The following is a 25,760-nucleotide window of genomic DNA, read 5'->3' on the forward strand; positions in this document are numbered from 1 at the left end:
CGGCTTAAACCGGTGCCGTTCGGCGAAAATGTGATGTAGCCTAAACTCAGGCTATCCACCCACCTTCAGATTAAACAGCCGGGACAGCGCCGCTCTGCCGCTATCCGTCACTTGCACTTCCCGATATCCCGGCGCGCGGGTTATCCATCCTTTCTGCTCAAACAGCGTCATCAGCGCCGAACCGGCGTCGCCTCCCAGATGAAAACGTCTTTCGCTCCAGTCAAGACAGGGGCAACAAGGCTTACGTCGCGGGCGAGCGTTAAGTACCGCGCCCAGGCTTTCAAGCTGGGTTTTACCGGCTGACGTCAGGGCCAGGCCATCGGCCGTCAGCCATTTTTCCCGCAGCATAAACTCATAAATCTTCACCGCCAGTTCGCCCGCCAGATGGTCGTAGCAGGTGCGAGCGTAGCGAAGTGTCACCGGCGTGCTGGTGGCCAGCGCCTTATGCGACTGCATTGAGACGCCCATCAGGTTTTCCAGCAGCCCGGCGATATGCGCGCCTGCCAGGCGGTAATAGCGGTGGCGCCCCTGCGCGAGACACACCACCAGCCCGTTGCTGAGCAGCCGGGCAAGATGTCCGCTGGTGGTGGAGGCGGAGACCTCGGCGACCGTGCTGAGCTCGGTCGCCGTCCATGCGCGCCCGTCCATCAGCGCGCAGAGAATACTGACCCTTGACGGGTCAGAGAGGGCAGAGGCCACCATCGCCATCGCGGTTTCCAGTGCCGCCTCTGGCTCACTGTCTTGCTGCGTTTTCAGGAGATTCATTCAGAAAGTATGGCCCATTTTTTGGTCACTTCCGCTGCCCGGGTGTCATCATCGGTAAGAAGAATGAGCCGGTTACGGTGGTCGCTGTACTGTACCAGAATATTAATACTGTTGCGGGCAAGGGTGTCGGCAATGTCTCCCAGTTCCCCGGGGCGTTCCTGGGGTAACTTACGTATCAGAGGACGGCATACATCGCTGACCGTAAAGCCGGCCTCGGTCAGCACCCTGCGGGCTGTCTCACCGTCCTCCACCAGAAAATGCGCATGTCCGGCATCAGGCGTGGTGAATACCCCACCACCTTCGAGGCCCACACCGTTGTTGCCCAGCGCTATACCCATTGCGCCAAGCGAGCCCGGCGTGTTGCTGAGAATGATGTGAATATCATACATCTGGCTGTGCTCCCCGATCCGATGAGTAATCCCGGAACACGCGGGCAACGCGTATTCTGTAGTATGAAAAAATCGATGCTTTGCCTTCGCGCTGGGCAGCCAGATGCCGCTCATTTTGCTGCCAGTTGGCCACCGATGCTTCATCTTCCCACCAGGATAGCGAAAGGATTTTGCCGGGCGAATTCAGGCTCTGAAAACGCTCGATGGCAATAAACCCCGGCGTGTCTGAAAGCAAAGGCGTCAGCCCGGCCGCCAGCTGAAGATATCTTTCCTGTGCTTCCGGTAAGGCGTCGGCCTCAAAAAGTACTGCAATCATAAGTCTGCTCCGTGGTGAATGTCCGTGCAGTCTAATGACGACCAGAGCAGGATGCTTCGGCGTGCAGCGAAGTGTGGCTGAGGTTGGATACCCCAGCCACATTTCCTGCGCACCGGATGATCGCGCCAGAAACGAGTTACTCTGCGTTAAAGATAATAAATTCAGGCTGGTAGCTGACCGGGAAATTGACCGATCGGGCGATAAAACAGACGTGATGGATCTGCTGATGAAGGGCCGCGGCGGCGTCGAGATCGGTACCTGGTAATACGGTGATTTTCGGCCGGAGGGTAGCAGAAATAAAGCGACCCGCGCCCCCTTTTAATACTTCACCCGTTGCCACCGGCGAGTCCTGATATTCCATGACCGTAATGCCGGCATCTGAGGCCAGATGTAAGTACCACAGCATGTGACAGGCAGAGAGAGAAGAGAGCAGGAGATCTTCCGGGTTCATTTTGCCGGGATCGCCGCCCAGTAATGGATCATTTGAACAATGAATGGGTTCTTTTCCCTTTACCGCGATATCCCAGGTCCGGGCATAAGCCTTGTAACCCGAGGTACCCGTGCCCTGATTGCCGGTCCATGTGATATGACTGGTATAAGCATGTTCCATTGGTTTGCCTTTCTCTATAGAGGGATGAATTTCTTCACTGCGGTATCGTCCAGTTGCATTGCCTGAACGAAGCCGCAGGTAGAATCGCAAGGTTGTCATGACGTTGGCTCGAATGGTATAATCGTATACCATTTATGAATGATGTAAAGAGAGCCAAATGAACGCTGCTACCCGTTCGACCGCCGATATCCTTGCCAGTGAGTTAAAAATCTTAATCAACAAGGGGGCATTGCGAGATGGCGACCGGCTTGTGGAGCGCGACCTGGCCTGCCAGTTTTCTGTCAGCCGTATCCCAATGAGAGAAGCGATACAGCAGCTTGAGCGCGAAGGTCTGGTTGAGATTTTCAGAAATCGTGGCGCGGTGGTGAAAACGCTGACGGCCGCAGATGTCGATGAAATTTATCAGCTGCGGGCACTCCTGGAAGGTGAAGCCATTTTTCATAGCCTGGAGAATATGGACCCGGAAACGCTTGCCCGGGCAGAGCTGGTGCATCAGCTGCTGAGTAGCGCTTCTGAACCCGAGCTGCAGGGGAGGTATAACCGGGAGTTTCATGAACTGCTGTATCGGAAGTGTAACAATCAGCGCCTGTTGAAGATGATCGGTGAATTGCGCGAGCAGATTGAAAGATATGAGCTTTTTCAGAACAGACTGCTGTCGGATACGCTGAAATTCCAGGATGAGCATCAGCAGATCCTGATGGCCTGCCAGCAAAATAATCCACAGGAGGCTCGGGCATATACTGTGAAACATATTCTTTCAGCAGGTGAAATCCTTCGCGCCTATATTGTAAGCCGTTAATGGTTGCGTAAAGCGGCTGCGTTGTTCACGCATAAATTGCCATCCGTCTCAGCTCAATGCTATAAGAAAAGAGCCGTTTTAATGGCGCTTATGTTTTATCTGTGTTTTATCTGTAAGGAATAAGTGAAGGTCAGATAATGATTACGTCAGTGCAGCCAACCACCACCGTCACCACCACGACCGTAACCTGCGGTGGTGTGGGCGTATCTGTGACCGGCTCCTGACAAACAGATCCTCACTCCCCGCCAATGTGGACGGGGAGAGACCTCTCCGTTCGTGACAGACTGAATGGAGACCCATCATGATTTCATCTGAGGATGCCCTGTTAATTATCGATATGCAGCAGGGGCTTTTCCGTGGCCCGGTTTCCCCGTATCAGGCCGATGCGCTTCTGGCGAACGTTTGCCTGCTGATTGAAAAAGCGAGACAGGCTGAGGTGCCCGTCTTCTTTGCCCGCCATACCGGAGCTGACGACTCTCCGTTCTCCGCGCAAAGTCCATTAACTCAACTGCTGCCTGAGATGGGTGTTAACGGCGAGCGGGATATCGTCTTTATTAAAAAGTACCCTTCCTGTTTTCAGCAAACTGACCTTGCGCATCAGCTCGCTCAGGCCGGCGTAAAACAGCTGGTTATTGCCGGGATGAAAACCGAATTCTGCGTGGACACGACCTGCCGAGCGGCATCGGCGCTGGGATTACGGACGGTGCTGATCTCAGATGCGCACTCAACCATGGATAACGAACGTTTATCAGCGCCTGACATCATTGGCCATCACATTGTCACCCTTGCCGGGCCATTTGTGACGCTGTCGACCGCCGCAGAGTGGCGCTTTTCGGCAGCGAAATAAGGATGAAGAAAGGGAGCCCGAGGGCTCCTTTTCGCTACGCCTGCTCATCCGGTTTTACTGCCCATGGCGGCGCAGGGTGGAGGCGGGGTGGCGCCGGAGCGCCTCTTCGGGACGCACCGGACGCCGCACTAGTTCGCCGCCGCAGTTCGGGCAATGGCCGTTAAGCCGCGCCGTCATGCAGTCCTGGCAAAAGGTGCACTCGAACGAACAGATAAACGCTTCGCGTGAGTCTGGCGGCAGATCTTTATCACAGCATTCGCAATTCGGGCGTAACTCGAGCATGACCTTCTCCTGTGGTTAACGGCTGTATCAGCGACGGCCGGCCAGCGCATGCTGTTTTTATAGCACGGCGCAGACTGGCCTCCGAGGGATTTCGCTGCGTTAATCTCCGCCTCAAAGCGTTGCCTTTCCGGGCTGCATTCCCGGCACGAGGATCACTTTGCGGCATGCCTCTTCACGTTTCTCAAAGATCTGATAGCCGCGCGCGGCCTCCTCCAGAGGCATATGGTGAGTGACAATCTCCTCCGGGGTGAGCAACCCTTGCTCAATAAGCGCCAGTAGATCCGGCAACCAGGCATGGACGTGGGTTTGCCCCATTCTGAAGGTCAGCCCCTTATCAAAGGCATCGCCAAACATAAATCCGTGAATGAAACCGGCGTAAACCCCGGGCACGCTGACGATGCCGCCGCGGCGCACGGCAGCGATGCACTGGCGCAGCGCTTTCCCGCTGCTGCCCTCGATTTTCAGGGTGCTGAGGACGGTTTCCGTAAGGCTGCCTTTCGCCTCGAAGCCGACGGCGTCAATCACCGCATCGACGCCGCGATGGCCGGCGGTGTTGTCGATAATCCACTGCGCCGGATCGTCATGGTGGTCGAAGTTTATCGGGATCGCGCCATAGCGCCGCTGCGCGAAGTCGAGTCGGTAATCGTTATGATCGATGATAAATATCTGCTCTGCGCCATTGAGCCTGGCGCAGGAGGCGCACAGCAGGCCAACCGGGCCGGCGCCAAAAATAGCCACGCTGCTGCCGGGTTTGACCTCGGCGTTTTTTACCGCCTGCCAGGCGGTAGGCAGAATATCTGACAGAAACAGCACCTTTTCATCGGGTAAGGTGTCCGGCACTTTAAACGGTCCGGTATTGGCTTTGGGAACGCGCACATATTCCGCCTGGCCGCCGGGGATCCCGCCGTACAAATCGCTGTAGCCGAACAGGGCCGCCGGTGGCGAAATGCCTTTTCGGTTGAGCGTCGCCCCCTGGCCGCTATTGGTGCTTTCGCAGGCGGCATATTGCTGCAGGCGACAAAAGAAGCAGTCTCCGCAGGCGATGACAAACGGGATAACCACCCGATCGCCTTTACGAACCGCGGTGACCTCGGAACCGGCTTCCACCACTTCCCCCATAAATTCATGGCCGAAAATATCACCATGGTGCGTGCCGGGGATCTTACCGCGGTAAAGGTGCAGATCGGAACCGCAGATCGCCGTCGCCGTGACGCGCAGAATAATATCGTCCGGCGCCTCAAGGGCCGGGTCGGGCATGGTGTCGACGCTGACATGATGGGGGCCATGATAAGTGAGTGCTTTCATAAAGTCTTCTCCTGGAGAGAATGGCTGATAGCAGCAGGCGAAAAGGCATTGTGACCTAACGTTATTGCCGCCGATAAACCACAGTAAAAATAAAGCGTAGAGTACTTATAATGGAACTGCGTGATATTCCACTCAGTGAATGTATTCCACGCTTCGCTTATTTAGCGGCTGGTTTGTTGAGGTTATTTTAGGTTATTTGCCTATTCCCCTTATGTATGCCAGGCTTAATCGGGCATGATATTCGCTCCGTTTTATTTTCCAGCCGCTTCCCCAGCGGCTTTTTTTTTGGCCTTAAAAAAAGAAAAAATCTGAATTTCAACCAGACTAAGGGCAGTACTGCCGCTTCGTTATATAACCCAACAGGAGTACTCCGCCGGTATAAATAATTCTTTGCCACAGTGGTGCTCTGTGTGCATTATTTCCCTGAACACAGTAAGTTAGCGGTAATGTACCGTCTGGTTATTTTTGATGTGTTTTGTAGAATTATTCCGAATTACTCCTAAAAGGCATCAAAAACACGGGATAATAATTTGACTAACCAGCATTACCCGCTAGATTTAAATATCGAACGACGAGTGATACGGAATATTTTCGTATCGTACTGACATAACCGATATACATGAGGTGAAATATGGCAGAGCATCGTGGTGGTTCCGGAAATTTTGCTGAAGACCGTGAAAAAGCTTCTGAAGCAGGTCGTAAAGGTGGTCAGCACAGCGGCGGGAACTTTAAAAATGATCCGCAGCGTGCGTCTGAAGCGGGTAAAAAAGGCGGACAAAACAGCCACGGCGGTGGCCGCAAGTCCGATAATTCCTGATTATCCTTTTCCTTGCACCCTGAAGTGAAAGTATCTCCTGCGAGTCTGTCACAGACTCGCAGTTATTTTCTGACTCCAGAAGGTATTTCTATGAATATGAAAAGCATTGAAGATGTATTTATTCACCTGCTCTCAGATACCTACAGCGCAGAGAAACAATTAACCCGCGGGCTGGCAAAACTGGCCAGAGCGGCGTCCAGTGAAAAACTCAGCGCGGCGTTCAATGCTCATCTTGAAGAAACCCAGGGCCAGATTGAACGTATCGACCAGATTATTGAGCAGGAATCTGGTCTGAAAATCAAACGCATGAAATGCGTGGCCATGGAAGGATTGATCGAAGAGGCCAATGAAGTCGTTGAGAGCACGGAAAAAAATGAGGTACGCGATGCCGCGTTAATTGCCGCTGCGCAAAAGGTCGAGCATTACGAAATTGCCAGTTACGGTACCCTGGTTACCCTGGCGGAACAGTTGGGTTATAAAAAAGCGGTCAAATTGCTGGCCGAAACCCTGGAAGAAGAAAAGCAAACCGATGTTAAATTAACCGACCTGGCGGTAGGTAATATTAATAAAAAAGCGGAAAAATAAACGCTCCCTGACACGAGGAAATCACGATGAATCACATTGAACATTATCATGACTGGCTACGAGATGCGCATGCCATGGAAAAACAGGCAGAATCCATGCTGGAATCAATGGCTGGCCGTATCGATAATTATCCGGATCTCCGTGCCAGAATCGAACAGCATATTAATGAGACCAAACGGCAAATTACCGTGCTGGAAGAGATCCTCGACCGCAACGACATTTCGCGCTCGGTGATTAAAGATTCGATGAGTAAAATGGCGGCTCTTGGCCAGTCCATTGGCGGAATGTTTCCTTCCGATGAAATCGTCAAAGGCTCGATCAGCGGGTACGTTTTCGAGCAGTTTGAGATCGCCTGCTATACCTCTCTGCTGGCGGCCGCTGAAAAAGCGGGCGATACCGCCTCCATCCCAGCCATTGAGGCCATCCTGGCGGAAGAGCGGGAAATGGCCGACTGGCTGATCAAACATATTCCTCAGACCACGGAGCAGTTTCTCCTGCGTTCAGATGCTGACGGCGTAGAAGCGAAAAAATAACCCAGGAGGCAGGCCTATGTTTCGTCATGTGAAACAACTGCAGTATACCGTGCGCGTTGCTGAACCCAACCCGGGGCTCGCGAATTTACTGCTCGAACAGTTTGGCGGCCCTCAGGGCGAGCTGGCCGCCGCGTGTCGTTATTTCACTCAGGGATTAAGCGATGACGATCCCGGCCGTAAAGACATGCTGATGGATATCGCGACAGAGGAGCTAAGCCATCTGGAGATCATTGGCACCCTGGTCGGCATGCTAAATAAAGGCGCCAAAGGGGCGCTGGCGGAGGGCACCGAGAGCGAGGCGGAACTCTATCGTTCGCTCACCGCCAACGGCAACGACAGCCATATTACGTCGCTGCTCTACGGCGGCGGTACTCCGCTGACCAACTCGGCGGGCGTGCCGTGGACAGCGGCCTACATTGATACTATCGGCGAACCCACCGCAGACCTGCGATCGAACGTCGCGGCGGAGGCGAGGGCGAAGATCGTCTATGAACGGCTGATCAACGTGACCGACGATCCCGGCGTGAAGGACGCGCTGGCGTTCCTGATGACTCGCGAAGCGGCGCATCAGCTCTCTTTTGAGAAAGCGCTGCAGTCGATTCGTAATAACTATCCACCGGGCAAACTGCCGCCCATTAGCGAGTACGCGAACACCTACTACAATATGTCTGAGGGTGGAGAAGTACGCGGCAGCTGGAACAGTGACAAACACTTCGATTATGTCAAGGATCCGCAGCCGGCCGTGGATGGCGGAGATGGCAGCGCCTCTGTCGGCCTGACGCCGGAGCAGGAAGCGCTGTGCAAAGCGATGCTGAAGCGAACACAGTCTGACCCGCAGGGTGATCCTTTGACCGGCGCCGAACTCGGCGCCGGTAAGCAAAACACGTCATCATCGGCTAAGTGATGTTCGCATAAGCCCCGGCTGCGGCCGGGGCGTTTCACAATGATGGTGCGGATTATGTTTGAATTTGACGCGTTTCATCTGGCCCGACTGCAATTTGCCTTTACCGTTTCCTTCCATATTCTGTTTCCGGCCATCACCATCGGTCTTGCCAGCTACCTTGTGGTGCTGGAGGGGATGTGGCTGAGAACCCGGGATAACGTCTGGCGCTCGCTCTACAACTTCTGGCTGAAAATTTTCGCCGTCAATTTTGGTATGGGCGTGGTTTCCGGATTAGTCATGTCCTATCAGTTCGGCACCAACTGGAGCGGATTCTCTCAATTTGCCGGCAGTATTACCGGCCCGCTGCTGCTGTATGAAGTGCTGACAGCCTTCTTCCTCGAAGCGGGATTCCTCGGCGTGATGCTGTTCGGCTGGAGCAAGGTGCCGCCAGCGCTGCATTTTTTTACCACCTGCATGGTAGCCCTTGGCACCCTGGTCTCCACCTTCTGGATCCTCGCCTCCAATAGCTGGATGCAGACGCCGCAGGGTTTTACCCTCGAAAATGGCCACCTCATCCCGCAGGACTGGCTGGCGATTATCTTTAATCCCTCGTTCCCGTATCGCTTATTCCATATGGCGATCGCCGCGTTTCTCAGTAGCGCCATGTTCGTCGGGGCCTCCGCCGCCTGGCATCTGCTGCGCGGCAACGACTCGCCGGCCATCCGCAAAATGCTGTCGATGGCGATGTGGATGGCGCTGCTGGTGGCGCCGATCCAGGCGGTGGTGGGTGATATGCACGGTCTTAATACCCTCGAACATCAGCCGGCGAAGATTGCGGCGATTGAGGGACACTGGGAAAACCGGCCCGGCGAGGCCACCCCGCTGCTGCTGTTTGGTCTGCCGGATATGGAGCAGGAGCGCACCCGCTATGGCCTGGAGATCCCGGCGCTCGGCAGCCTGATCCTCACCCATAGCCTGCATAAGCAGGTGCCGGCCCTGAAAGATTTCCCGAAAGAGGACCGGCCCTATTCGCCCGCCGTGTTCTGGTCGTTTCGCATTATGGTTGGGATGGGGGTGTTGATGATCGCCTTAGGGATCTGCAGCGCCTGGCTGCGCTATCGGCGGCGGCTGTACCATTCGCGTCCCTTCCAGTGGTTTGCGCTCTGTATGGGTCCCGCCGGTCTGATTGCGCTGGTCGCCGGGTGGGTGACCACCGAGATGGGCCGTCAGCCGTGGGTGATCTACGGTTTGCTGCGCACCCGGGACGCGGTGTCGTTGCACAGTACGCTGCAGATGGCTATTAGCCTGCTGGTGTTTATCGTGGTCTACTGCGCGGTGTTTGGCGTGGGGTATTACTATATCTTCCGGCTTATCAAAAAAGGGCCGCAGCCGGTGACGGAGCTGACCTCGCAAACCGCAGGTACCCCGGCGCGTCCGCTCTCGGCGGCAGAGCCGGTGCGGGATGAGGAGAACGCATCATGAGCATCGATATCTCGGTGATTTGGTTTGTCATCATTGTCTTCGCCACGTTGATGTATATCGTGATGGATGGTTTCGATTTAGGCATCGGAATGCTGTTCAGCGTGGTGCATGACGCCGAAGAGCGCGACGTGATGGTTAACAGCGTGGCGCCCGTCTGGGATGGTAACGAAACCTGGCTGGTGCTCGGCGGGGCAGGGCTGTTCGGCGCCTTTCCGTTGGCTTACGCGGTGATCACCGATGCGCTGGTTATCCCGCTGACGGCGATGCTCATCGGCCTGATTTTCCGCGGCGTGGCGTTTGAGTTTCGCTTTAAAGCGGTTCCCTCGCATCGCACCTTCTGGGACTATGCCTTCGCTGGCGGCTCGCTGCTGGCGACCTTCAGCCAGGGGATTGTCGTCGGCGCGTTTATCAACGGCTTTGCGGTGGCTGACCGCCGCTTCGCCGGCTCGACGCTGGACTGGCTTACCCCCTTCAATCTGTTCTGCGGTCTGGGGCTGGTAGTAGCCTATCTGCTGTTGGGCACCACGTGGCTGATCATGAAAAGCGAAGGCGCGCTGCAGCAGCGGATGCGCGAGCTGACCCGCAAGGCGCTGCTGGCGTTGATAGCGGTGATCGCGGTGGTCAGCGTCTGGACGCCGTTGGGCTGGCGCTACGTGGCGGAACGCTGGTTTACGCTGCCCAATTTCTTCTGGTTCGTGCCGGTGCCGATCCTGGTGCTGACCCTGAGCTTGTGGATCTGGCGCCTGAGCGCGCGCCCCGCAAGCCATGCTCGTCCCTTTATCCTGACGCTGGGCCTGATATTCCTCGGCTTCAGCGGGCTGGGAATCAGCGTCTGGCCGAACATTATTCCGCCGCACATCTCCCTGTGGGATGCCGCCGCGCCGCCCTCCAGCCAGGTATTTATGCTGCCGGGGGCGCTGCTGATCATCCCGGTGATCCTGATGTATACCGCCTGGAGCTATTACGTCTTTCGCGGCAAAGTGTCCGGCAGCGAAGGCTATCACTGAGCGAGATACGCGCCGGCGGCCCGGGAATGAACCAGATAGTCGCGGGCAGACCGGCCCCGTTCCCTTCTTGCTTGGGCAGGGTGTCAATATGGGGGCGCACCGGCAGCCCGAAGCCGTCGGTCAGGTCGGCGCTTAAGATACCGATCGTTATCTTCTCCACCCGGATCACCGCAGGGTCAAAAAGGGTTCCGGGCCTGGAGACGGCGGCAAAGCCCAACAGGCGCAAGGTGTCACCCGCCAACAGGAAAGCGTACCCACGCGATGGGCGTTCAATCAGGGGCAGGCTGTGACTCCCTGCGAGCCACAGAGCCCGCATGATGCTGGCCTGACGCCCGCCGGGGAAGGCGGGCAGAGGCTTACGCTTTTGGCGACTTGATCTTAATAATAAATCGCTCATTCACCCGGGTGATCCTCGCGCCAATGTCGCCAAACTCGGTGGCGATTTTAAAAAAATCGTCTGCGGCGACGTCAAAATCGAGTTCGATTTTCTGATGTTGTCCTGTCGCCAGTAACTCATAGAAATGGTCAAGGCTGCGGGCTTTTTCGCTGGGCATCGTATTTCTCCATGGTCAACCAATCAGCAGGGCGTTTATGACTTATAGCGCATTCCGGATTATTCAGCAGAATGGTAATGGCGCCTGATATAAGATTATGCAATGACAGTAAGAGTGAGGTAGGGCGATATTATTCCGTGTTGTTAAACCGTGCGGTCGCGCGTTTGCCGGCGATACCATGACGGCAGGAACCATCCTGCGGTGTCGGCTGATGATAGACATTGTTTGATGACAATTTGATGTCAGTAAAATGAACCTGCAAGGGCTCGGGATTTCATATCGCTAAATAATTTTTAATCTGTGGCTGTTAAGGTAGTTCTTAACTACCTTATGGTGATGGGGCTTTATTTTTATGGCCAACGGCGAGGGAACAACGATGCAATTACTTGATTTATTCGCAGGCTTATTGTGGTTAAGCAGCGTTATTTTCCTGCTGTTTGTTCTTGATGTGGTCATCACCCGTTATCTTTATCGTAAATAACCGACAGAGGCGACGGCGCTGGGCATAGGGTACCGCGCCGGAGGATGATAGTATAACGCCGGGACTGATTCAGGAAGGAATGTGCGGTGCTCGGGAGAATTGATTACGATATTGAAAAATACCAGTTTACCGAAGCCGGTGAAACGTCGCGGCTGCGGGAGCAGTGGCGAGAAGTCTATCAGGAGTGCCGTCAGCTGCAGGCCGGGGCAGAGGAGCGTCTGCGCATTGCGTTGCTGAACGTCGACTATGTCACCAGCTTCGAGCTGCCTTTTCGCCTGCTGCTGGTGCGCGCGCCGCAGCTGATCGCCGACGTCCGCGAGACGCTGCAGCTCAGTCGTAAAGCCGCCGTTTTCAACGGCAAACGTTACGGCTGCGTCTACAGTTTGAAGCAGGATTTACAGGCTGTACCGGAGAGCTTTCATTACCACCTGACAAACCGTATTCGTCGCGTCGAGGCGACGGGCCAGACGGCGGCGCCGTACCAGCAGATCGCCCGGGAGATTAAACCAGCCCGGGATCGACTCCGGCAGGCATTAATCGCCGGCCTGCCGGTTACCGCGCTGGATGCCCTGTTCTGGTTCGGCAGTCAGCGGGTAGCGGCGGACATTGCCCAGCTGCGCCGGTCCGGTATGGCCATTGTCACTGAGGAGGTGGAGGTCTGCGACACTCTGTTCAATACCACCCGGCGGGTACCGGTTTATCGTCTGGCCAGCGTGTGAGCGGGCCTCCCTTCGCCCAGCCGCTGCCTCTGCAGGCAGTCGACCATTGCTCCATCAAACCAGACGCACAGGCCTCTGGCGGCATGCCGCGGAGCCGGTTCCAGCCACGCGCTGGCGCTGAGCATGACTAGCATCAGCGCCAGCGGAACCCCGTATATTCTTCTCACTACCCTTTTCCCACTTCGCCTCTTTTGCCAGTAAGGTAGCGGGAAAATATGACGTTTCGTTGACCCGTCTGCCTGATTTATCGCCTGCAGACGGCGTGGCAGGCGTGGCAGGCGGGCCGTGCCGGGTGATGCGTTATTGATCTTCGGCATAAAAATGCCAAAAACTGGCGGCTTGTTTTTTTCGGTTTTATTACTCCATGCTTTTTTCCCCGTAGGGAAAAAGCATGAAGCCGCAATGCCTGGTGATGGATTATTTTGTAACTGGCTGGTTTGAAACGATATTTTAATTTTGACTTAGGTGGGGATGACAGCGGTGGCAAATTTATATTAATTCACTTTACCGATCAATAAATTATATCTTGATAGCTTTTAGCTATCGAATGTTTCTTATCGATCATTTTAAACTATTTTTGTTGGCGGGAAATATATGACATGCTTTAACCCTTTCTTATTTCTGGTATTTTTTAAATGGTTAAAGAAAACGTGAAAAATACCTCTTATCGCTTCGTTCTGGAGCCCGCTATTAGCGATGATGGTGCCTACCACTCGTGGGAATTGCTCACTAAAGACATTATAGCACCCGCACAAAATAACACCTCCGCGCCCACGTTTTCTTTCTCCACGCTCACCGAACGCGACAAGCTTGCACTATTTACCCGGCAAATCGAATTGCTTTCCGTCTTTGATTTTTCCCAGGTCGATAATAAGCCGATCTCGCTGAATATTGATGATTTATTAAGCCATTTTATTCTGACCGATCGCTATCTGTGTGATTTTCTGCGCGCCAGTAAATACATCGCCCTGGAAATAAATGAGAATTTTCATGAGTTTATCGCCGGTCGCGAACTGACGGCGCTGAGCACGCTGGCGGCGCTTTGCCCGGTCTGGCTGGATGACTTTGGACGCGGACGCACGACTTTCCGGCTGCTGGAGCGATTTCGCTTCGATTGCGTCAAAGTGGATAAAGATTATTTCTGGGACAAAGAAAACGATCCCGCTTTGCCTGGGCTGTTACAGGCTATTCATACCCTGACCGGGCATGTGATTGTGGAGGGGATCGAAACCGAAAAGCAAAAACGGTTAATCACTGCGGCCGGGGATATCATTGGTCAGGGCCGTTACTGGAAGGATGAATATATCTTTCTCTGCTGCTGAGCCCCCACCGGGGCGAGGTTTCGGTGACCTGCCATTCTTTTCTTATCCAGTTTTAAACGAATGCTTTGTTACAGATAGGCTTTATTCCCGCGATGATAATCCCGTCTCTTTTACTTGCCTGAAGGATAACTCATTGTGAATACACGCTTGCGTAACACCCTGATCGCCATTGCGCTGACCACCTGCTTCACCGCCGCCAGCCAGGCGTCGACCTCGGCTGACGTGCCGTCTGTCTCGCAGGACCCGGTCGTCCAGCATCTGAAGCTGAGTGAGGAGCAGGTCGCCAAAATCCAGGCGCTGCGTCAGGGATTCGAAAACAATGTGAGCCAGATTAAAATCAGCGGCTATCAGGACGGCGCCCTGGCCGACGTTATTCACTCCGGGAAATGGGATGAAGCTAAAGTCAAACAGCAGCTGGCTGCTTTTGGCCAGCTGGATCAGCAGGTGCGCTACTATCGTGTGAAATACTACTTTGACGTCAGCCAGGTGCTGACTGCCGAGCAGCGTGAGCAGGTGAAAAAAGACCTCGCCGCGGCGATTAATTAACCCGGCCTTCGCCATCCGCTCCGGATGGCGCTGAATCGGGCGACAGACGCCGCGTGTCCGGCGCCAGTCGCCCAGCTTGACTGACTTACTGACCGTGGCCGTTTTCCAGACGGGCGAAATACTCCGGAGCAAACGGACGCGGGTCGACATCGGCAAACGGCGCACGCTCAAAGTGTGGCTTCAGCGCCCAGGGGACCGTGCAGTCAAAAATCGTCTTGCAGCTGATACCTTCCCCGCGGATCGACGGACTGTATTCCGGCGTCTGGGAAGGATCGAGCTGGTGACCGCGGATACCGGGGAGGGTGGTGATGCTGACATCCCCCTGCATGCGGGTGGTCATCGCCCACAGGATATCGTCGCTGTCAAAGATATCGACATCCTCATCAACCAGAATGATGTTTTTCAGTTCGGAATAGGTCGCCAGTGCCAGCAGCGCAGCCTGTCCCTGACGACCTTCGTCGGCGGGCTGACGTTTTTTCACCTGCAGGATCCCCAGAAATTTACCGCCGCCCGCGGTGTGGGCGTAGACATTTTGTAAGAAGCCCGGGATGGCGGCCTCGACGGCATTCCAGATACTGGCTTCCGTCGGCAGCCCAGCGAGGGTGGTATGCTCTTCCCCCGGTCCCACCAGCGTCTGCAGGATCGCATTGTGCCGCATGGTGACCGCTTTGACTTTGATCACCGGCAGCGACGGGTTGGCGCCGCCGCAGTAGCCGGGAAATTCCGGCATCGCGTGGCCGCTGTTGGTGTGCTGATCCTCTCTGACGCGCACGCCGGGCAGCAGTTCGCCTTCAATAACGATCTCGGCGCGGGCGATGGCTTTCTCCGGGACGCTGACGCCCTGCACCAGCTCCACCGGGCGCTGACGCAGCGCGCCAGCCACGCCCAGTTCGTTATAGCCAAACGGCGTGGTGGGGGCTTCGAAGCAGGCGCCAATATAGATGGCCGGATCGAGACCCATATTGATGGTTATCGGCAGCGGTTTTCCGGCAGCCTCGGCTTTCTGGCGAAACACTTCGATATGGCGGCCGGCGGCAAGAAACATCGACAGCTCATCCCGGCCCTGCACGCACAAGCGGTGGATGGTGACGTCGGTGAGCGAGGCGTCGTCAGGATCGCTGGCCAGCGCCAGGCCCAGGCAGAAGAAGGGGCCGGCGTCGATCGGGGTGTTGGTGGGCGCCGGGAGCAGAGTGCGCAAATCAAAGTCCGGATCGTCGGCCAGAAAGATCTGCTCCTGACAGGGGGCGCTGTCGGCCGGGACCACTACCGGCGCGACCGGTGTTTTCACCGCTTTACCCACCTCCAGCGCCAGCTGCGAAGCTTCGCAGCCCAGCAGCAGCGCTGCCCGCTGGCGGCTGGCGTGCATGCCCACCAGAATGCGCGAATGCGGATAGCCCTTAATATTGTTAAACATCATCGCCGGGCCAATGCGGGTGGGGCGCTTCACGGTGCCGCCGGCGCCGATATGGCGATAGACGCCGGCCAGCTCGGCGTTAGGGTCCACCGGATGATTGGTTTCGAGGTATTGATTGTCATGCTGTTGCAGCAGCGCGATGGCGTCGCGCAGATCCTGAATCGGTGCGGTCATGATGTTCTCCTTAGCGTGTCGATGCGCACAGTATGCTTCGCAGGCTAATGGTTATCAATTGCATCATTTATGCTTTATTGATAATATTTTTATTATCAATCAAACCCACCGGAGTCCGGCCATGTCCTTGCGAGCGTTACGCCATTTTGTGGTCGTTGCCGAAGAGTTACATATGCACCGGGCGGCGGAGCGGTTGCATATCGCCCAGCCCGCCCTCAGCCAGCAGATCAAACAGCTCGAGCAGCGTCTGGGGGTGGTGCTCTTCTCCCGCGCTAACCGCCGTCTGACCCTGACCGCCGCGGGCGAGGCCTTTTGGCAGAAGACGCGGCTGGCGCTGGAGATGGTCGACCAGGCGGCACTGGACGCCCAGCGCACCGCGCGGGGCGAGCAGGGAAGACTGCATCTGGGGTATGTCTCCAGCGCGATGTACGACAGCAAACTGCCGGGGCTCCTGCGCGAGCTGCGCGCCGACTGGCCGGGGATTGAGCTGTCGCTGGTGCATGGCGATGTGCAAATGCTCTACGAAGCGCTGCTGGATCTACGCCTGGATATCGCCATCATCCGCGCGCCGCTGGCCTCGCCGCCGGACGCGCTGGTGGTCAGGCCGTTTGTGCGGGAAAAGCTCTGTCTGGCGCTCTATCAGCAGCATCCACTGGCAGGGGTAGGGGCGCTCAATCTGGCCTCATTGCGCGCGGATAACTGGATCTCTCTTAACGATCCGCAGGGCACCGGGCTGGAGCAGGTATTTATTGACGCCTGCCGCGTCGCGGGCTTTACGCCGCAGGTGGCGCAGCGGGTCAACGACGTCACCTCGATGATTAGCCTGGTCTCCGCCGGGGTCGGGGTGGCCCTGGTTCCGGTCTCGGCGCGGGCTTTACGCCTCGATAACGTGGTGTACATCGATCTTCAGGACCGGCTGGCGGAGAGTGAGCTGAGCATGGTTTACCACCGCCATATCCGTTCGGCGGTAGTACGGAAAGTCATCTCGCTGCTCAATGCGACTGAGCAATCACCCGGTTAACCGGTCTTCAGGCGGCCAAAGCTGACAATCCTTGAGCGGCCCAGCTCTTTCGCCCGGTACAGCGCGGCGTCCGCCGCGCGCAGCAGGCTGTCGCTTTGGGTATGCTGCGGATAGCTGGCGATACCAATCGACACATCCACCTGACCTATTTCGGTCAGACCATCGCGCAGCGTCATATTATGCACCTGGGTATAGATCTCGCTGGCGCACTGGTGCGCCTCGGCTTCGTCAATGCCGGGGAGCAGCACCAGAAACTCCTCGCCGCCGTAGCGGAAAGCCATGCCGATATCGCGCACCGCGCGCTGCACGATGGTGGCGACGCTCTTAATCACCAGATCCCCGGCCTCGTGGCCGTAGCGATCATTGATGGCTTTAAAATGATCGATGTCGATCATCAGGCAGCTCAGCGGGGTGTGGGTATGGACCGCCAGCGCCATCTGTGAATGCAGCGCTTCGTCAAGATGATGGCGATTACGCAGGCCGGTCAGGGAATCGAACAGCGCTTTTTCCAGCAGGGCGCTGCGTAAGCGCTGATTGGCCAGCGCCAGGCCCAGCGCTTCCGCCATCAGCTCAAGGTAGGCCCGGGAAGGGGCGTCACTGGCGGTAACGTTCTGAAAGGTCAGCAGCCCGATGGCTTCGCCCTGGGCGATAAGCGGTACGCAGAGCGACTGGCCGGCGTGCGCCTCCGGCAGATGATAGCAGGTGATATCGGGTTCGCCCTGCACCGGCGGATGGCTGAGTCCCCGACGTATCGCCCAGCAGTCGTCGGGTGAAAAGGGCGTCGTCTCCCCGGCGGGCGCCAGCCACTGCGCCACGCAGCGCATCTGCCAGGGATCGGTATCCAGAATATACAGTTTCCCGGGGATCGTCGGGGCGATATTCGGCGCAAACAGTTCCGCCACCTTAATCACATCTTCAATGGTTTCACAGCCCTGCAGCCGCTGGGTCATGCGCGCCAGCAGTTCGCGGATCGCCCAGTCGGCGTCGCGCTGCTGCTCCAGCTGCTGGCGGGCCAGGCCGTTCTCGCGAAAAATGCGGATGGCCTGGGCCATATCGCCAATCTCATCCACCTGAGTGAACTGCGGCGTCTCCACCGCATAGTCCTGGGAGGCGAGACGCTGCACCACGTCGCTCAGGCGAACCACCGGGTAGAGCACCCGGCGTTTGAGAATAAAGCCGAGGACGAACAAAAACATCAGGGCGGTCAGGCCGACCATGATTTCCGACAGGGTTCGCCAGATCCGCGAGCGGTCGGTGGCCTGGTCAATGGCAACGGCGGCGCGATTTTCGAGCATCTGGCGGAAGCGATCGATCTGCGTCTGCATACGTTCCAGCTCGGTCTCGTACGCTTTGCCATACAGTATCGCGATGGCCGCTGGCGCATCGCCGTTGGCGACATGCGCCAGGGCGGCCTGCTGTTCATCCTGAAGTTCAGCGGCAATCTGCAGGCCATCGTGCAGCAGCGCCAGCTCCTCGCGGCTGGCGCCGTTATCTTTCAATCTGGCCAGCCGCAGCTCAATGCTTTTGTCGCTCCGCTGCAGCTGCTGATACTGCTCCAGCGTCTCCGGCGAGGGCTTAACCACGTATAGCCGGGCGAGGTCAGACAGCGCCCAGGCGTCGTTTTCCACCTCGTCGGAGAGGGTATCAAAGACCTGGCGCTGCTGTACCGCCTGGCGTTCGACGCGGTCAGCGCTGGAGGCCATGAGCATGGCGCTCCCGGATGCCAGCGTCAGGCCGACGGTGATCCCGTAGGCCCAGTTGGTGATGGTGGCGATTCTCACCCTGTGTTTCCTTGCATGCAGATGAAGCGGTTTTAATTATAGAACCCGCCCCCGGTTATGACGGCGGCCCGCTTCAGGGGCGGTGCTCGCTGCGGGGGTGTTCAAGGGTCTGAAGAATGATGGCGTGTAGCGTTTCCGCATGGTGGCGTAAAACGAGAAAGACATCGCGATCCAGAGCGCCATTTATAACATCCGTTTCCATAATCTGTAAGGCCTCCTGCCAGGCCATCCCTTTACGATAAGGGCGATTTTCGGTCAGGGCGGTGAAAATATCGGCGATGGAGATAATCCGGTCGGCGAGGGTCAGGTGATCCTTTTCGAGATGCAGAGGGTAGCCGCTGCCGTCCAGTTTTTCATGATGATTCGAGGCCCAGTTGATAATGTCGCCAAGCTCGCTGTAGTCGCTCAGGAGATCTCCGGTCATGTAGCTGTGCTCGCGTACCTGACTCAGCTCGTCGTCATCCAGCTCCCCCTCTTTTTCCAGAATAGAAAGAGGGATATAAACTTTACCAATGTCATGCAGATAGCCGGCAACCTGTATTTGCTGGCAGGTGGGCTCTGGCAGCTGCATCCAATGGGCAAGCTGGCGGGCGATTTCCCCGACCATAATACTGTGGCTGGCGGTAAAGCTGCTGTAGGTGTCGACAATTTTGGCAATCAGCAGGCAGACATCTTTCAGACCGTCAATATCCAGATATAGCGTGTTGATGGGGGCAATAATTTCCAGCAGCCGTTGAATATGCCCGGGATGCAGGTGCTGCCAGAAGCTCGCATTTTCAGCGACCTCGCACAGGGTATCGCAGAGCAGCGGATCGATCTCCCGGTGCAGGGTGACGAACTGCTCCACCACTGCCCGCATGGGCCACGCGGCCACGCGGCTATCCGCCGGCAGCAGCCGTTCAAAGGCATCGGCGAAATAGACAATATGCTGTTCGCGGCTGCCGCGGTGCTCCGGGCTAAAGTGGTGGTCGCGAATAAAGGGGACGATGGGCTGGAAGGTTGCTAACCCCTCAAGCATCGCCGCCCCCTGGCGCTGATGCGGATCGTGGATATTATCGATGGCATCCAGCGAATGGATGGTGCGTCTATCACCCAGTACGCCGATATCGTGCAGCAGCGCGGCGCAAAAAATGGTCTGCTGACGCTCGGCAGGCAGCTCCAGCCTTTGCGCCAGCGTCAGCGCGATTAAGGCCGTTCGTTGCATATGCCGGTGCAGTTCAGGGTTAATGATCTGAATGACGTTGGTGGTCAGCATCAGGGCCGACTTCAGGGCAATGCGCATTTCTGTTCTCCGTTCGCGTCACCTGGCGGGCATAAATGACCTTGAGGGTGACGGAAGTGTCGATAATCTGATCGCAATGCGTGTTGTGTGTTGCTGAACGGGTAAAATCTCATAATGTATGGGGTCATGGCGCCTGCCCGGTTCAGATCCAGTCATGCACCAGATTTGGGCGATGTTGAGGCGAGAACCTTATTATTGTCTGATAGTTAACCATTTACCCCCCGTAAAAGATATCAATTCTGGCAAGCCCTTTGCATTAAGCAAGCGTAAGTTTGATTAATGTCTATGAAGGGAGTGACCTGTATGAATTTTAGAGCATTACTTGCCATTGCGTTACTGACGATAAGCAGCCTGGCGTTTAGCGAGACGCGTTTACCGCATATTGTCATTTTAGCCACCGGCGGGACGATTGCCGGCTCGGCGGCCAGCAATACCCAGACGACGGGCTATAAAGCCGGGGCAATTGGCGTGCAGACGCTGATTAACGCCGTGCCGGAAATCAGTAAAATTGCCCACGTCGAAGGTGAGCAGGTGGCGAATATCGGCAGTGAGAATATGACCAGCGATATTATTCTGCAGCTCTCGAAGCGGGTGAATGCGTTATTAGCCCGGGATGATGTCGATGGCGTGGTGATCACGCATGGCACCGACACCCTCGATGAAACCCCTTATTTCCTCAATCTGACGGTGAAAAGCAATAAACCGGTGGTCTTTACCGCCGCGATGCGTCCGGCGACGGCGATCAGCGCCGACGGACCGATGAATCTGCTGGAAGCCGTCACCGTCGCCGCCGACCCGGATGCCCGCGGGCGCGGGGTAATGGTGGTGCTTAACGACCGCATCGGCGCGGCGCGCTTCGTCACCAAAACCAATGCCACCTCGCTGGATACTTTCCGGGCGTCGGAGGAGGGTTATCTTGGCGTCGTGGTGGGGGGAAAACCCCAGTTTGAAACGCGGGTGGATAAGGTCCACACTCTGCGCTCGGTCTTCGATGTGCGTCAGCTGAAGGCTCTGCCGAAAGTGGTGATCATCTATGGTTACCAGGACGACCCGGAGTATATGTACGATGCGGCGATCGCCCATCATGCCGACGGTATTATTTACGCCGGCACGGGGGCAGGTTCGGTGTCGGTACGTAGCGCCGCCGGTATTAAAAAAGCGCAGCAGGCGGGCATCGTGGTGGTGCGCGCCTCCCGCACCGGCAGTGGCGTGGTGCCGCCGGACGACAGCCAGCCCGGGCTGGTGGCCGATTCCCTCAATCCAGCGAAAGCGCGTATTCTGCTGATGACGGCGCTGACGCAAACGAAAGATCCGCTGCTGATCCAGCAATATTTCCACACCTACTGATCCTCTGCCGCCGGGGCGTCCATCACGTCTTCGCTGCGGTTTGCCCTACAGTGACCCGATGTCGGGTCACTGTCCGCGCTAAACACGGTGCTTTATGCCGGTAAGGCGTAAAGAAATATTTTTTCAGCGGCGGGTAAGGGCGGTATTAACGCGCAAACAATTGCCAGGGCGCTTATTTTTAAAGCATCTTTAAATAAGTCTATTCTTAATTATTACCTTAAGGCGATTTTAATATTCCTTATGCTCACGGATAAAAAATGAGTCACGCTGAAGGGGAACCCTTTTATTTTTTCGCGGCACATACGAAGAGCTTGGAGACGCGGGCAGGCTGCGGGCCGTGTGGCTGAGCGGGCATCAGACCCCGGCAGACAAGGCGTTCTCGCGTCGGGTTTCGATTATGTCCGGTAGTAACGCTGATGATTAGCGTGAAAATGATATGCACGATGAATATATTAAGAAGAGGATAAGATTTAAGTTTACATTTAGTAACATTTGTGCCGCAATTATGTTTTTTTGTCAGCACGTTGTTTTTTACTTGCCGGAGGGAATTTCAGCGGATTAGTATTGTCCTACTTGCTGTACGTACCGCCTAATGATGATAAATGGATTCTGTTTTCCTTAAGCGTTACCACATAATTAATGTTTACAGGAAAAATCATGGCCTGCGTATTTAATAAACAACTTTTACACCCGCGCAACTGGCTGACCTGGTTTGGGCTCGGCATCCTCTGGTTGATTGTACAACTGCCTTATCCGCTGCTGCATTTTATCGGCACCAGCGCGGGTCGTCTTTCCCGACGTTTTCTCAAACGCCGCGAACATATCGCCCGGCGCAATATTGAACTCTGCTTCCCGGAGATGTCGCCGGCGGCGCGCGAGACCCTGATCGATCAAAACTTTATGTCGCTGGGAATGGGGCTGATTGAAACCGGCATGGCCTGGTTCTGGAGCGACGAACGGGTCAAAAAATGGTTTGATGTCGAGGGCTTTGCCAACCTTAATCATGCGCTTAGCGGCGGGAAAGGGGTGATGGTCGTCGGCGTGCACTTTATGTCGCTGGAGCTGGGCGGGCGCGCCATGGGGCTGTGTCGTCCAATGATGGCCACCTATCGTCCGCATAACAGTCCGCTGATGGAGTGGGTGCAAACCCGCGGTCGCCTGCGCTCGAACAAAGCGATGATCGATCGTAACAACCTGACCGGCCTGGTACATGCCTTAAAATCAGGCGAAGCGGTATGGTTTGCTCCGGACCAGGATTACGGCCCCAAGGGCAGCGTGTTTGCGCCGTTTTTCTCCGTCCCGCAGGCGGCAACCACCAACGGCACCTATGTGCTTTCCCGCTTATCGGGGGCGAAAATGCTGAGCATCAGCATGGTGCGCAAGCTGGATCGCCAGGGCTACAGCTTGCACATTAGCGAAGTGATGAATGACTATCCGGGTGAGGATAAGCAGATCGCCGCCGGCTATATCAACAAGGTGATTGAGCGCGAGATCCTCCGCGCCCCTGAGCAGTATCTGTGGGTGCATCGCCGTTTTAAAACCCGCCCGCTGGGTGAACCTTCCGTCTATTAACCTTCCCGCACAGGCTGCGCTTTCAAAATCCCGACAGTTGGGGTAACGTGAGCTGGATCATGTTTTAGTCGTGCGCGAAGGAGTGCAGAGTGTTCGCTGAGTTTGGTGTTCTGAATTATTTGACTTACCTGGTCGGGGCGGTGTTTATCATCCTCGTCCCTGGCCCTAATACGTTTTTTGTGCTGAAGACGGGCATTGCCCACGGCGTGAAGAAAGGCTATCTGGCGGCGGCGGGCGTCTTTATTGGCGACGCGGTGCTGATGTTTCTGGCCTTTGCCGGCGTGGCGACGCTGATTAAGACCACGCCGGTGCTGTTTAACGTCGTCCGTTACCTCGGGGCGATTTACCTGCTGTGGCTGGGGGGCAAAATGCTCTATGCGGTGCTGACCCAGCGTGACGGCCAGGCCGACGCCAGCGCGGAGCCGGCGAGCGCGATCCTCAAGCGCTCCCTGACCCTGAGCCTGACCAACCCGAAAGCGATTCTGTTTTATGTGTCGTTTTTCGTGCAGTTTATCGATGTCAACGCCAAAGCGCCCGGGGTGGCGTTCTTTATTCTGGCGCTGACCCTTGAGGTGATTAGCTTCTGCTATATGAGCTTTTTGATCCTCTCCGGCTCGTTTGTCACCCGCTACGTCAAAACCCGCAAGAAGCTGGCTAAACTTGGCAACAGCCTGATTGGCCTGGTTTTCGTTGGGTTCGCCGCGCGCCTGGCTACCCTGCAGTCCTGATCCCCACGGGCCGGTTACCCACAGACCGGCCCGCCGCCTCTTATTCTGTCCTGTAACAAAAACCCTTCATTTTTTATTGCATTGGTGTTACATATACAGCCGTTTATCGCTCAGCAAAAAGGAAGCCCGGATGATTCTGCAAAAACTCCTCAGCAATAAAAACTGCAAAAAATACTGTCTGTCGCTCGCGGCGGTGTTTGCTATCGCGCTGGCGGTGGTGGGACGGGCGACCTTTGGCGGCGTGGTGAGCGAGTACAATATGCCGTACTCGGAGTGGACGACGTCTATGTTCTTCCTGCAGGGGGCGATGGTGACAGTTTACAGCATCGTCTTTACCGCGCTCTTCGCTATTCCGCTCGGCTTTATTTTCCTCGGCGACGAGCGTCAGGATTAAGCGTCAACGGGCGAACCGCGGTTCGCCCTGTCTTATCGGCTCATCAACAGCGTGAAGCATTAATCATCGTCATGATAGTGGTGATGGTGGTGGTGGCGATGGTGGTGATACCCATCGTCAACAATGCATCCCGATAACAGCGTGCACAGCGCAATAATCAACGGTAACACGATCGGCTTTTTCATCCTTACTTCTCCCGCTATTTTTCTTTCCCCGTGGCCGAGAATGCCGCGGCGGATAACGTGAGTGTAAAGCGTTAACTTATTGATGGGATAAGACAACTCCGCAATATCGTCGCGGCGATCACCACCAGCCGAACTGGGCACCGGCCACCGCCACGATGGCGACAACCAGCATAATAATGGTGCTTTTTTTCATTATGCCCCGCCCGGCGCCGCATAGCCGCCGACAAAAAACCAGCCGAGAAAGACGACGGCGATGATAAAGATCGCCACCGGGAAAAGAATACCCAATTTCATGATAGTGTCCCTGTACCCACGAATGATGCCCTGCATGATACTGGATATCGCGTGACTTTAGTCAATATGAATAAAATTCTCCTGCCGGCGAGACTTCTTATCCTGATACATCGCCTCATCGGCAGCGCGTAAGGCCGCTTCAACATCGATACTCTGCGGATCGCAGATGACCACCCCGAAGCTGGCGCCCTCATAGTTGATACGCTGTTCGCCGAGGAAGTAGACCCCGCACAGGGCCTGGCGCAGGGTGGTGACATACGCCTGCTGCGCTGCAGGTGGCTGGGCGCTACCGACGATCAAAAACTCATCGCCGCCAAGGCGGCCAACGATATCTTCACGGCGCGCGACGGCGGTGAGTCGTTCACCGACCTGCACCAGAAAGCTGTCGCCGCACGGATGGCCGAACCGATCGTTAATGGCTTTGAAACCGTCGAGATCGATAAAAATGAGCGCGACCTGTTGCTGCTGAGCGCGGGCGGAGGCAAAGCGTAGCGCCAGTTGCTTAAACAGCGCGCGGCGGTTAGGGAGCTGGGTGAGCTCATCGGTAGACGAGTGCAGCTCCAGCGCGACGTTTGCCGCCTGCAGCTGTTGCACCAGGGTGTCTTTTTCCACGTAGTGGGAAATGAGCTTCGCGAACAGGCCCATGACCTGTTCACCTTCAAGGTTATAAGGCTGTTGTTGCCGGCTGGTGGCGCAGAGGGTACCGAACAGAGATCCGTCGGCCAGGCGCACAGGAATGCTTAAAAAGGTGGCGATCCCCAGCTCCTGGGCGGCGATACAGGAGTGCCAGCGACGGGCGACGTCATTGCTAAACGTACACTGATCCTCAAGGGCGCGTTTGCACAGGGATTCATCCCAGGGAACGGAAAACCCTTCCGGGATCTGCATTTCGCTGCTGTTGTGGGCGAACATGATCTGTTGCCGCTGGGCGTTGATATCGATGCGGGTAAGGTAGGTGGACTCCATTCGCGTCACCGCCTCAAGCATCTCCAGCAGCTGGCGCACCAGGGTTTCCAGGGACTGTTCCGTAGCGAGGGTTTGCGACACCCGGGCAAGAATAAAATCTGACATGAATAATACAGCTCCAGCACGCCAAACGTCACCCCAGCATATTGGGCTGCAAACGGACATCAGCGTCGAATAAACAGTGATATTTTTAAATTTATCACATCTTTCTGGGGAATACTTGTCGACTCGCCGGGAAAAAAGCCCCGTCGGGGGCGACGGGGAAAAACTCATTGATTATGGAATGATCTGTTCTCTGGTCAGTTCGAGAACAGGGGCTACTCTACGGGGGAAAAGTGCAGGCAAGATGGAGAAACCATG

31 protein-coding genes are annotated in these 25,760 nt (G+C 56.1%); 17 read left to right on the forward strand and 14 right to left on the reverse strand.

Going from position 1 to position 25,760, the window contains the following annotated elements:
* Positions 1-51: 51 nt before the first annotated feature.
* The 4 genes from GQR96_RS09440 to GQR96_RS09455 form a co-directional block, all read right to left on the reverse strand.
* Positions 52-765: an ArsR/SmtB family transcription factor gene (locus GQR96_RS09440; RefSeq protein WP_065904670.1), complete on the reverse strand. Its 714-nt coding sequence runs from the start codon at positions 763-765 to the stop codon at positions 52-54.
* Entirely contained in the window at positions 762-1,154 is a 393-nt protein-coding gene (locus tag GQR96_RS09445; RefSeq protein ID WP_065904672.1) for an amino acid-binding protein, read from the reverse strand. Before GQR96_RS09445 ends, GQR96_RS09440 begins: the two co-directional genes overlap by 4 nt.
* Positions 1,147-1,470 carry an antibiotic biosynthesis monooxygenase family protein gene (locus tag GQR96_RS09450; protein WP_004203706.1) on the reverse strand — a complete coding sequence of 108 codons (324 nt, stop codon included), beginning with the start codon at positions 1,468-1,470 and terminating at the stop codon, positions 1,147-1,149. Before GQR96_RS09450 ends, GQR96_RS09445 begins: the two co-directional genes overlap by 8 nt.
* 136 nt (positions 1,471-1,606) lie before the next feature.
* Positions 1,607-2,080 carry an OsmC family protein gene (locus GQR96_RS09455; protein WP_004203707.1) on the reverse strand — a complete coding sequence of 158 codons (474 nt, stop codon included), beginning with the start codon at positions 2,078-2,080 and terminating at the stop codon, positions 1,607-1,609.
* A 157-nt stretch (positions 2,081-2,237) separates the two neighbouring features.
* Here GQR96_RS09455 and GQR96_RS09460 point away from each other — a divergent pair, with 157 nt between their 5' ends.
* Together GQR96_RS09460 and GQR96_RS09465 are read left to right on the forward strand one after the other, a co-directional pair.
* Positions 2,238-2,879, forward strand: a complete 642-nt coding sequence (locus tag GQR96_RS09460; RefSeq protein ID WP_004203708.1) for a GntR family transcriptional regulator — start codon at positions 2,238-2,240, stop codon at positions 2,877-2,879.
* 301 nt (positions 2,880-3,180) lie between these two features.
* Positions 3,181-3,726 carry a cysteine hydrolase family protein gene (locus GQR96_RS09465; RefSeq protein ID WP_004203709.1) on the forward strand — a complete coding sequence of 182 codons (546 nt, stop codon included), beginning with the start codon at positions 3,181-3,183 and terminating at the stop codon, positions 3,724-3,726.
* Positions 3,727-3,780: 54 nt separating this feature from the next.
* On the opposite strand, the gene GQR96_RS09470 is transcribed toward GQR96_RS09465, so the two are convergent.
* Entirely contained in the window at positions 3,781-4,008 is a 228-nt protein-coding gene (locus tag GQR96_RS09470) for a DUF1272 domain-containing protein (protein WP_004203710.1), read from the reverse strand.
* A 111-nt stretch (positions 4,009-4,119) separates the two neighbouring features.
* Positions 4,120-5,313 carry a zinc-dependent alcohol dehydrogenase gene (locus GQR96_RS09475; RefSeq protein WP_004203711.1) on the reverse strand — a complete coding sequence of 398 codons (1,194 nt, stop codon included), beginning with the start codon at positions 5,311-5,313 and terminating at the stop codon, positions 4,120-4,122.
* Between the two features lie 631 nt (positions 5,314-5,944).
* On the opposite strand from GQR96_RS09475, the gene GQR96_RS09480 reads away from it, so the two are divergent.
* The 6 genes from GQR96_RS09480 to cydB all read left to right on the forward strand — a co-directional run bounded on the left by GQR96_RS09480 (position 5,945) and on the right by cydB (position 10,620).
* Positions 5,945-6,130: a con-10 family general stress protein gene (locus GQR96_RS09480; protein WP_004150795.1), complete on the forward strand. Its 186-nt coding sequence runs from the start codon at positions 5,945-5,947 to the stop codon at positions 6,128-6,130.
* 90 nt (positions 6,131-6,220) lie between these two features.
* On the forward strand, positions 6,221-6,715 hold the full coding sequence (locus tag GQR96_RS09485; protein WP_008807707.1) for a YciE/YciF ferroxidase family protein: 495 nt from the start codon (positions 6,221-6,223) through the stop codon (positions 6,713-6,715).
* Between the two features lie 26 nt (positions 6,716-6,741).
* Positions 6,742-7,248 (forward strand): ferritin-like domain-containing protein, encoded by a 507-nt coding sequence (locus GQR96_RS09490; RefSeq protein ID WP_004203713.1) that lies wholly within the window; start codon positions 6,742-6,744, stop codon positions 7,246-7,248.
* A 16-nt stretch (positions 7,249-7,264) separates the two neighbouring features.
* Positions 7,265-8,152, forward strand: a complete 888-nt coding sequence (locus GQR96_RS09495) for a manganese catalase family protein (RefSeq protein ID WP_004140512.1) — start codon at positions 7,265-7,267, stop codon at positions 8,150-8,152.
* A 54-nt stretch (positions 8,153-8,206) separates the two neighbouring features.
* Positions 8,207-9,613, forward strand: a complete 1,407-nt coding sequence (locus GQR96_RS09500; RefSeq protein WP_004203714.1) for a cytochrome ubiquinol oxidase subunit I — start codon at positions 8,207-8,209, stop codon at positions 9,611-9,613.
* Entirely contained in the window at positions 9,610-10,620 is a 1,011-nt protein-coding gene (cydB, locus tag GQR96_RS09505) for a cytochrome d ubiquinol oxidase subunit II (RefSeq protein ID WP_065904674.1), read from the forward strand. Before GQR96_RS09500 ends, cydB begins: the two co-directional genes overlap by 4 nt.
* Here the strand turns inward: cydB and GQR96_RS09510 are convergent.
* Both GQR96_RS09510 and GQR96_RS09515 read right to left on the reverse strand, forming a co-directional pair.
* Complete coding sequence (locus tag GQR96_RS09510) at positions 10,538-11,017, reverse strand: FUSC family protein (RefSeq protein WP_114140415.1); 480 nt, start codon at positions 11,015-11,017, stop codon at positions 10,538-10,540. The genes cydB and GQR96_RS09510 overlap by 83 nt on opposite strands.
* A complete protein-coding gene (locus tag GQR96_RS09515; protein WP_004203716.1) occupies positions 10,977-11,174 on the reverse strand; it encodes a hypothetical protein in 198 nt (65 codons plus the stop codon). The genes GQR96_RS09510 and GQR96_RS09515 overlap by 41 nt, the downstream gene beginning before the upstream one ends.
* A gap of 567 nt (positions 11,175-11,741) precedes the next feature.
* Here GQR96_RS09515 and GQR96_RS09520 point away from each other — a divergent pair.
* From GQR96_RS09520 to GQR96_RS09535, 4 genes are all read left to right on the forward strand, one after another.
* Positions 11,742-12,374 (forward strand): ECs1377 family protein, encoded by a 633-nt coding sequence (locus GQR96_RS09520; RefSeq protein WP_004203718.1) that lies wholly within the window; start codon positions 11,742-11,744, stop codon positions 12,372-12,374.
* Positions 12,375-12,419: 45 nt separating this feature from the next.
* A complete protein-coding gene (locus GQR96_RS09525) occupies positions 12,420-12,575 on the forward strand; it encodes a hypothetical protein (RefSeq protein ID WP_032425982.1) in 156 nt (51 codons plus the stop codon).
* A gap of 434 nt (positions 12,576-13,009) precedes the next feature.
* Positions 13,010-13,696, forward strand: coding sequence for a KPN_01159 family EAL domain c-di-GMP phosphodiesterase (locus tag GQR96_RS09530; protein WP_004203719.1), 687 nt, complete (start codon positions 13,010-13,012; stop codon positions 13,694-13,696).
* A 135-nt stretch (positions 13,697-13,831) separates the two neighbouring features.
* The gene (locus GQR96_RS09535; RefSeq protein WP_017898654.1) at positions 13,832-14,242 is read left to right on the forward strand and encodes a Spy/CpxP family protein refolding chaperone; all 411 of its coding nucleotides are present in this window, start codon (positions 13,832-13,834) and stop codon (positions 14,240-14,242) included.
* Positions 14,243-14,327: 85 nt separating this feature from the next.
* Here the strand turns inward: GQR96_RS09535 and GQR96_RS09540 are convergent, their stop codons facing one another.
* Positions 14,328-15,830 carry a UbiD family decarboxylase gene (locus GQR96_RS09540; protein ID WP_004203721.1) on the reverse strand — a complete coding sequence of 501 codons (1,503 nt, stop codon included), beginning with the start codon at positions 15,828-15,830 and terminating at the stop codon, positions 14,328-14,330.
* Between the two features lie 121 nt (positions 15,831-15,951).
* Here GQR96_RS09540 and GQR96_RS09545 point away from each other — a divergent pair, with 121 nt between their 5' ends.
* Positions 15,952-16,851 carry a LysR substrate-binding domain-containing protein gene (locus GQR96_RS09545; RefSeq protein ID WP_065904675.1) on the forward strand — a complete coding sequence of 300 codons (900 nt, stop codon included), beginning with the start codon at positions 15,952-15,954 and terminating at the stop codon, positions 16,849-16,851.
* Here the strand turns inward: GQR96_RS09545 and GQR96_RS09550 are convergent.
* Both GQR96_RS09550 and GQR96_RS09555 read right to left on the reverse strand, forming a co-directional pair.
* Positions 16,848-18,632, reverse strand: a complete 1,785-nt coding sequence (locus GQR96_RS09550) for a sensor domain-containing diguanylate cyclase (RefSeq protein ID WP_065904678.1) — start codon at positions 18,630-18,632, stop codon at positions 16,848-16,850. The genes GQR96_RS09545 and GQR96_RS09550 overlap by 4 nt on opposite strands.
* A 73-nt stretch (positions 18,633-18,705) precedes the next feature.
* Positions 18,706-19,914, reverse strand: a complete 1,209-nt coding sequence (locus GQR96_RS09555) for an HD domain-containing phosphohydrolase (RefSeq protein WP_065904680.1) — start codon at positions 19,912-19,914, stop codon at positions 18,706-18,708.
* Between the two features lie 303 nt (positions 19,915-20,217).
* Here GQR96_RS09555 and fraE point away from each other — a divergent pair, with 303 nt between their 5' ends.
* From fraE to GQR96_RS09575, 4 genes are all read left to right on the forward strand, one after another.
* On the forward strand, positions 20,218-21,261 hold the full coding sequence (fraE, locus tag GQR96_RS09560; RefSeq protein ID WP_017898650.1) for a fructose-asparagine asparaginase: 1,044 nt from the start codon (positions 20,218-20,220) through the stop codon (positions 21,259-21,261).
* A gap of 657 nt (positions 21,262-21,918) precedes the next feature.
* Positions 21,919-22,833 (forward strand): kdo(2)-lipid IV(A) palmitoleoyltransferase, encoded by a 915-nt coding sequence (gene lpxP / locus GQR96_RS09565; RefSeq protein WP_017898648.1) that lies wholly within the window; start codon positions 21,919-21,921, stop codon positions 22,831-22,833.
* A gap of 89 nt (positions 22,834-22,922) precedes the next feature.
* Positions 22,923-23,561, forward strand: a complete 639-nt coding sequence (gene leuE, locus GQR96_RS09570) for a leucine efflux protein LeuE (protein WP_004203730.1) — start codon at positions 22,923-22,925, stop codon at positions 23,559-23,561.
* 130 nt (positions 23,562-23,691) lie between these two features.
* Positions 23,692-23,955: a DUF2534 family protein gene (locus tag GQR96_RS09575; RefSeq protein WP_004203731.1), complete on the forward strand. Its 264-nt coding sequence runs from the start codon at positions 23,692-23,694 to the stop codon at positions 23,953-23,955.
* Positions 23,956-24,014: 59 nt separating this feature from the next.
* On the opposite strand, the gene GQR96_RS09580 is transcribed toward GQR96_RS09575, so the two are convergent.
* The 3 genes from GQR96_RS09580 to GQR96_RS09590 form a co-directional block, all read right to left on the reverse strand.
* The gene (locus GQR96_RS09580; RefSeq protein ID WP_004203733.1) at positions 24,015-24,140 is read right to left on the reverse strand and encodes a hypothetical protein; all 126 of its coding nucleotides are present in this window, start codon (positions 24,138-24,140) and stop codon (positions 24,015-24,017) included.
* A 192-nt stretch (positions 24,141-24,332) separates the two neighbouring features.
* Positions 24,333-24,434 carry a YoaK family small membrane protein gene (locus GQR96_RS09585; protein ID WP_004150782.1) on the reverse strand — a complete coding sequence of 34 codons (102 nt, stop codon included), beginning with the start codon at positions 24,432-24,434 and terminating at the stop codon, positions 24,333-24,335.
* Between the two features lie 57 nt (positions 24,435-24,491).
* A complete protein-coding gene (locus GQR96_RS09590; protein ID WP_017898645.1) occupies positions 24,492-25,505 on the reverse strand; it encodes a sensor domain-containing diguanylate cyclase in 1,014 nt (337 codons plus the stop codon).
* Between the last annotated feature and the right edge of the window lie 255 nt (positions 25,506-25,760).

The sequence above is a fragment of the Klebsiella sp. PCX genome (genome assembly GCF_021869705.1).
GTDB classification, from domain to species: domain Bacteria; phylum Pseudomonadota; class Gammaproteobacteria; order Enterobacterales; family Enterobacteriaceae; genus Klebsiella; species Klebsiella quasipneumoniae.

Bases quoted from the DNA above. Each gene is read 5' to 3' on its own strand.
- GQR96_RS09575 (WP_004203731.1), top strand. From the start codon at position 23,692: ATGATTCTGCAAAAACTCCTCAGCAATAAAAACTGCAAAAAATACTGT.
- GQR96_RS09450 (WP_004203706.1), bottom strand. From the start codon at position 1,470: ATGATTGCAGTACTTTTTGAGGCCGACGCCTTACCGGAAGCACAGGAA.
- GQR96_RS09500 (WP_004203714.1), top strand. From the start codon at position 8,207: ATGTTTGAATTTGACGCGTTTCATCTGGCCCGACTGCAATTTGCCTTT.
- GQR96_RS09510 (WP_114140415.1), bottom strand. From the start codon at position 11,017: ATGAGCGATTTATTATTAAGATCAAGTCGCCAAAAGCGTAAGCCTCTG.
- GQR96_RS09495 (WP_004140512.1), top strand. From the start codon at position 7,265: ATGTTTCGTCATGTGAAACAACTGCAGTATACCGTGCGCGTTGCTGAA.
- GQR96_RS09475 (WP_004203711.1), bottom strand. From the start codon at position 5,313: ATGAAAGCACTCACTTATCATGGCCCCCATCATGTCAGCGTCGACACC.
- GQR96_RS09465 (WP_004203709.1), top strand. From the start codon at position 3,181: ATGATTTCATCTGAGGATGCCCTGTTAATTATCGATATGCAGCAGGGG.
- GQR96_RS09460 (WP_004203708.1), top strand. From the start codon at position 2,238: ATGAACGCTGCTACCCGTTCGACCGCCGATATCCTTGCCAGTGAGTTA.
- GQR96_RS09530 (WP_004203719.1), top strand. From the start codon at position 13,010: ATGGTTAAAGAAAACGTGAAAAATACCTCTTATCGCTTCGTTCTGGAG.
- GQR96_RS09515 (WP_004203716.1), bottom strand. From the start codon at position 11,174: ATGCCCAGCGAAAAAGCCCGCAGCCTTGACCATTTCTATGAGTTACTG.
- GQR96_RS09540 (WP_004203721.1), bottom strand. From the start codon at position 15,830: ATGACCGCACCGATTCAGGATCTGCGCGACGCCATCGCGCTGCTGCAA.
- GQR96_RS09545 (WP_065904675.1), top strand. From the start codon at position 15,952: ATGTCCTTGCGAGCGTTACGCCATTTTGTGGTCGTTGCCGAAGAGTTA.
- GQR96_RS09480 (WP_004150795.1), top strand. From the start codon at position 5,945: ATGGCAGAGCATCGTGGTGGTTCCGGAAATTTTGCTGAAGACCGTGAA.
- GQR96_RS09590 (WP_017898645.1), bottom strand. From the start codon at position 25,505: ATGTCAGATTTTATTCTTGCCCGGGTGTCGCAAACCCTCGCTACGGAA.
- lpxP (WP_017898648.1), top strand. From the start codon at position 21,919: ATGGCCTGCGTATTTAATAAACAACTTTTACACCCGCGCAACTGGCTG.
- GQR96_RS09455 (WP_004203707.1), bottom strand. From the start codon at position 2,080: ATGGAACATGCTTATACCAGTCATATCACATGGACCGGCAATCAGGGC.
- GQR96_RS09585 (WP_004150782.1), bottom strand. From the start codon at position 24,434: ATGAAATTGGGTATTCTTTTCCCGGTGGCGATCTTTATCATCGCCGTC.
- GQR96_RS09555 (WP_065904680.1), bottom strand. From the start codon at position 19,914: ATGCGCATTGCCCTGAAGTCGGCCCTGATGCTGACCACCAACGTCATT.
- GQR96_RS09440 (WP_065904670.1), bottom strand. From the start codon at position 765: ATGAATCTCCTGAAAACGCAGCAAGACAGTGAGCCAGAGGCGGCACTG.
- GQR96_RS09470 (WP_004203710.1), bottom strand. From the start codon at position 4,008: ATGCTCGAGTTACGCCCGAATTGCGAATGCTGTGATAAAGATCTGCCG.
- cydB (WP_065904674.1), top strand. From the start codon at position 9,610: ATGAGCATCGATATCTCGGTGATTTGGTTTGTCATCATTGTCTTCGCC.
- fraE (WP_017898650.1), top strand. From the start codon at position 20,218: ATGAATTTTAGAGCATTACTTGCCATTGCGTTACTGACGATAAGCAGC.
- GQR96_RS09445 (WP_065904672.1), bottom strand. From the start codon at position 1,154: ATGTATGATATTCACATCATTCTCAGCAACACGCCGGGCTCGCTTGGC.
- GQR96_RS09580 (WP_004203733.1), bottom strand. From the start codon at position 24,140: ATGAAAAAGCCGATCGTGTTACCGTTGATTATTGCGCTGTGCACGCTG.
- GQR96_RS09485 (WP_008807707.1), top strand. From the start codon at position 6,221: ATGAATATGAAAAGCATTGAAGATGTATTTATTCACCTGCTCTCAGAT.
- GQR96_RS09490 (WP_004203713.1), top strand. From the start codon at position 6,742: ATGAATCACATTGAACATTATCATGACTGGCTACGAGATGCGCATGCC.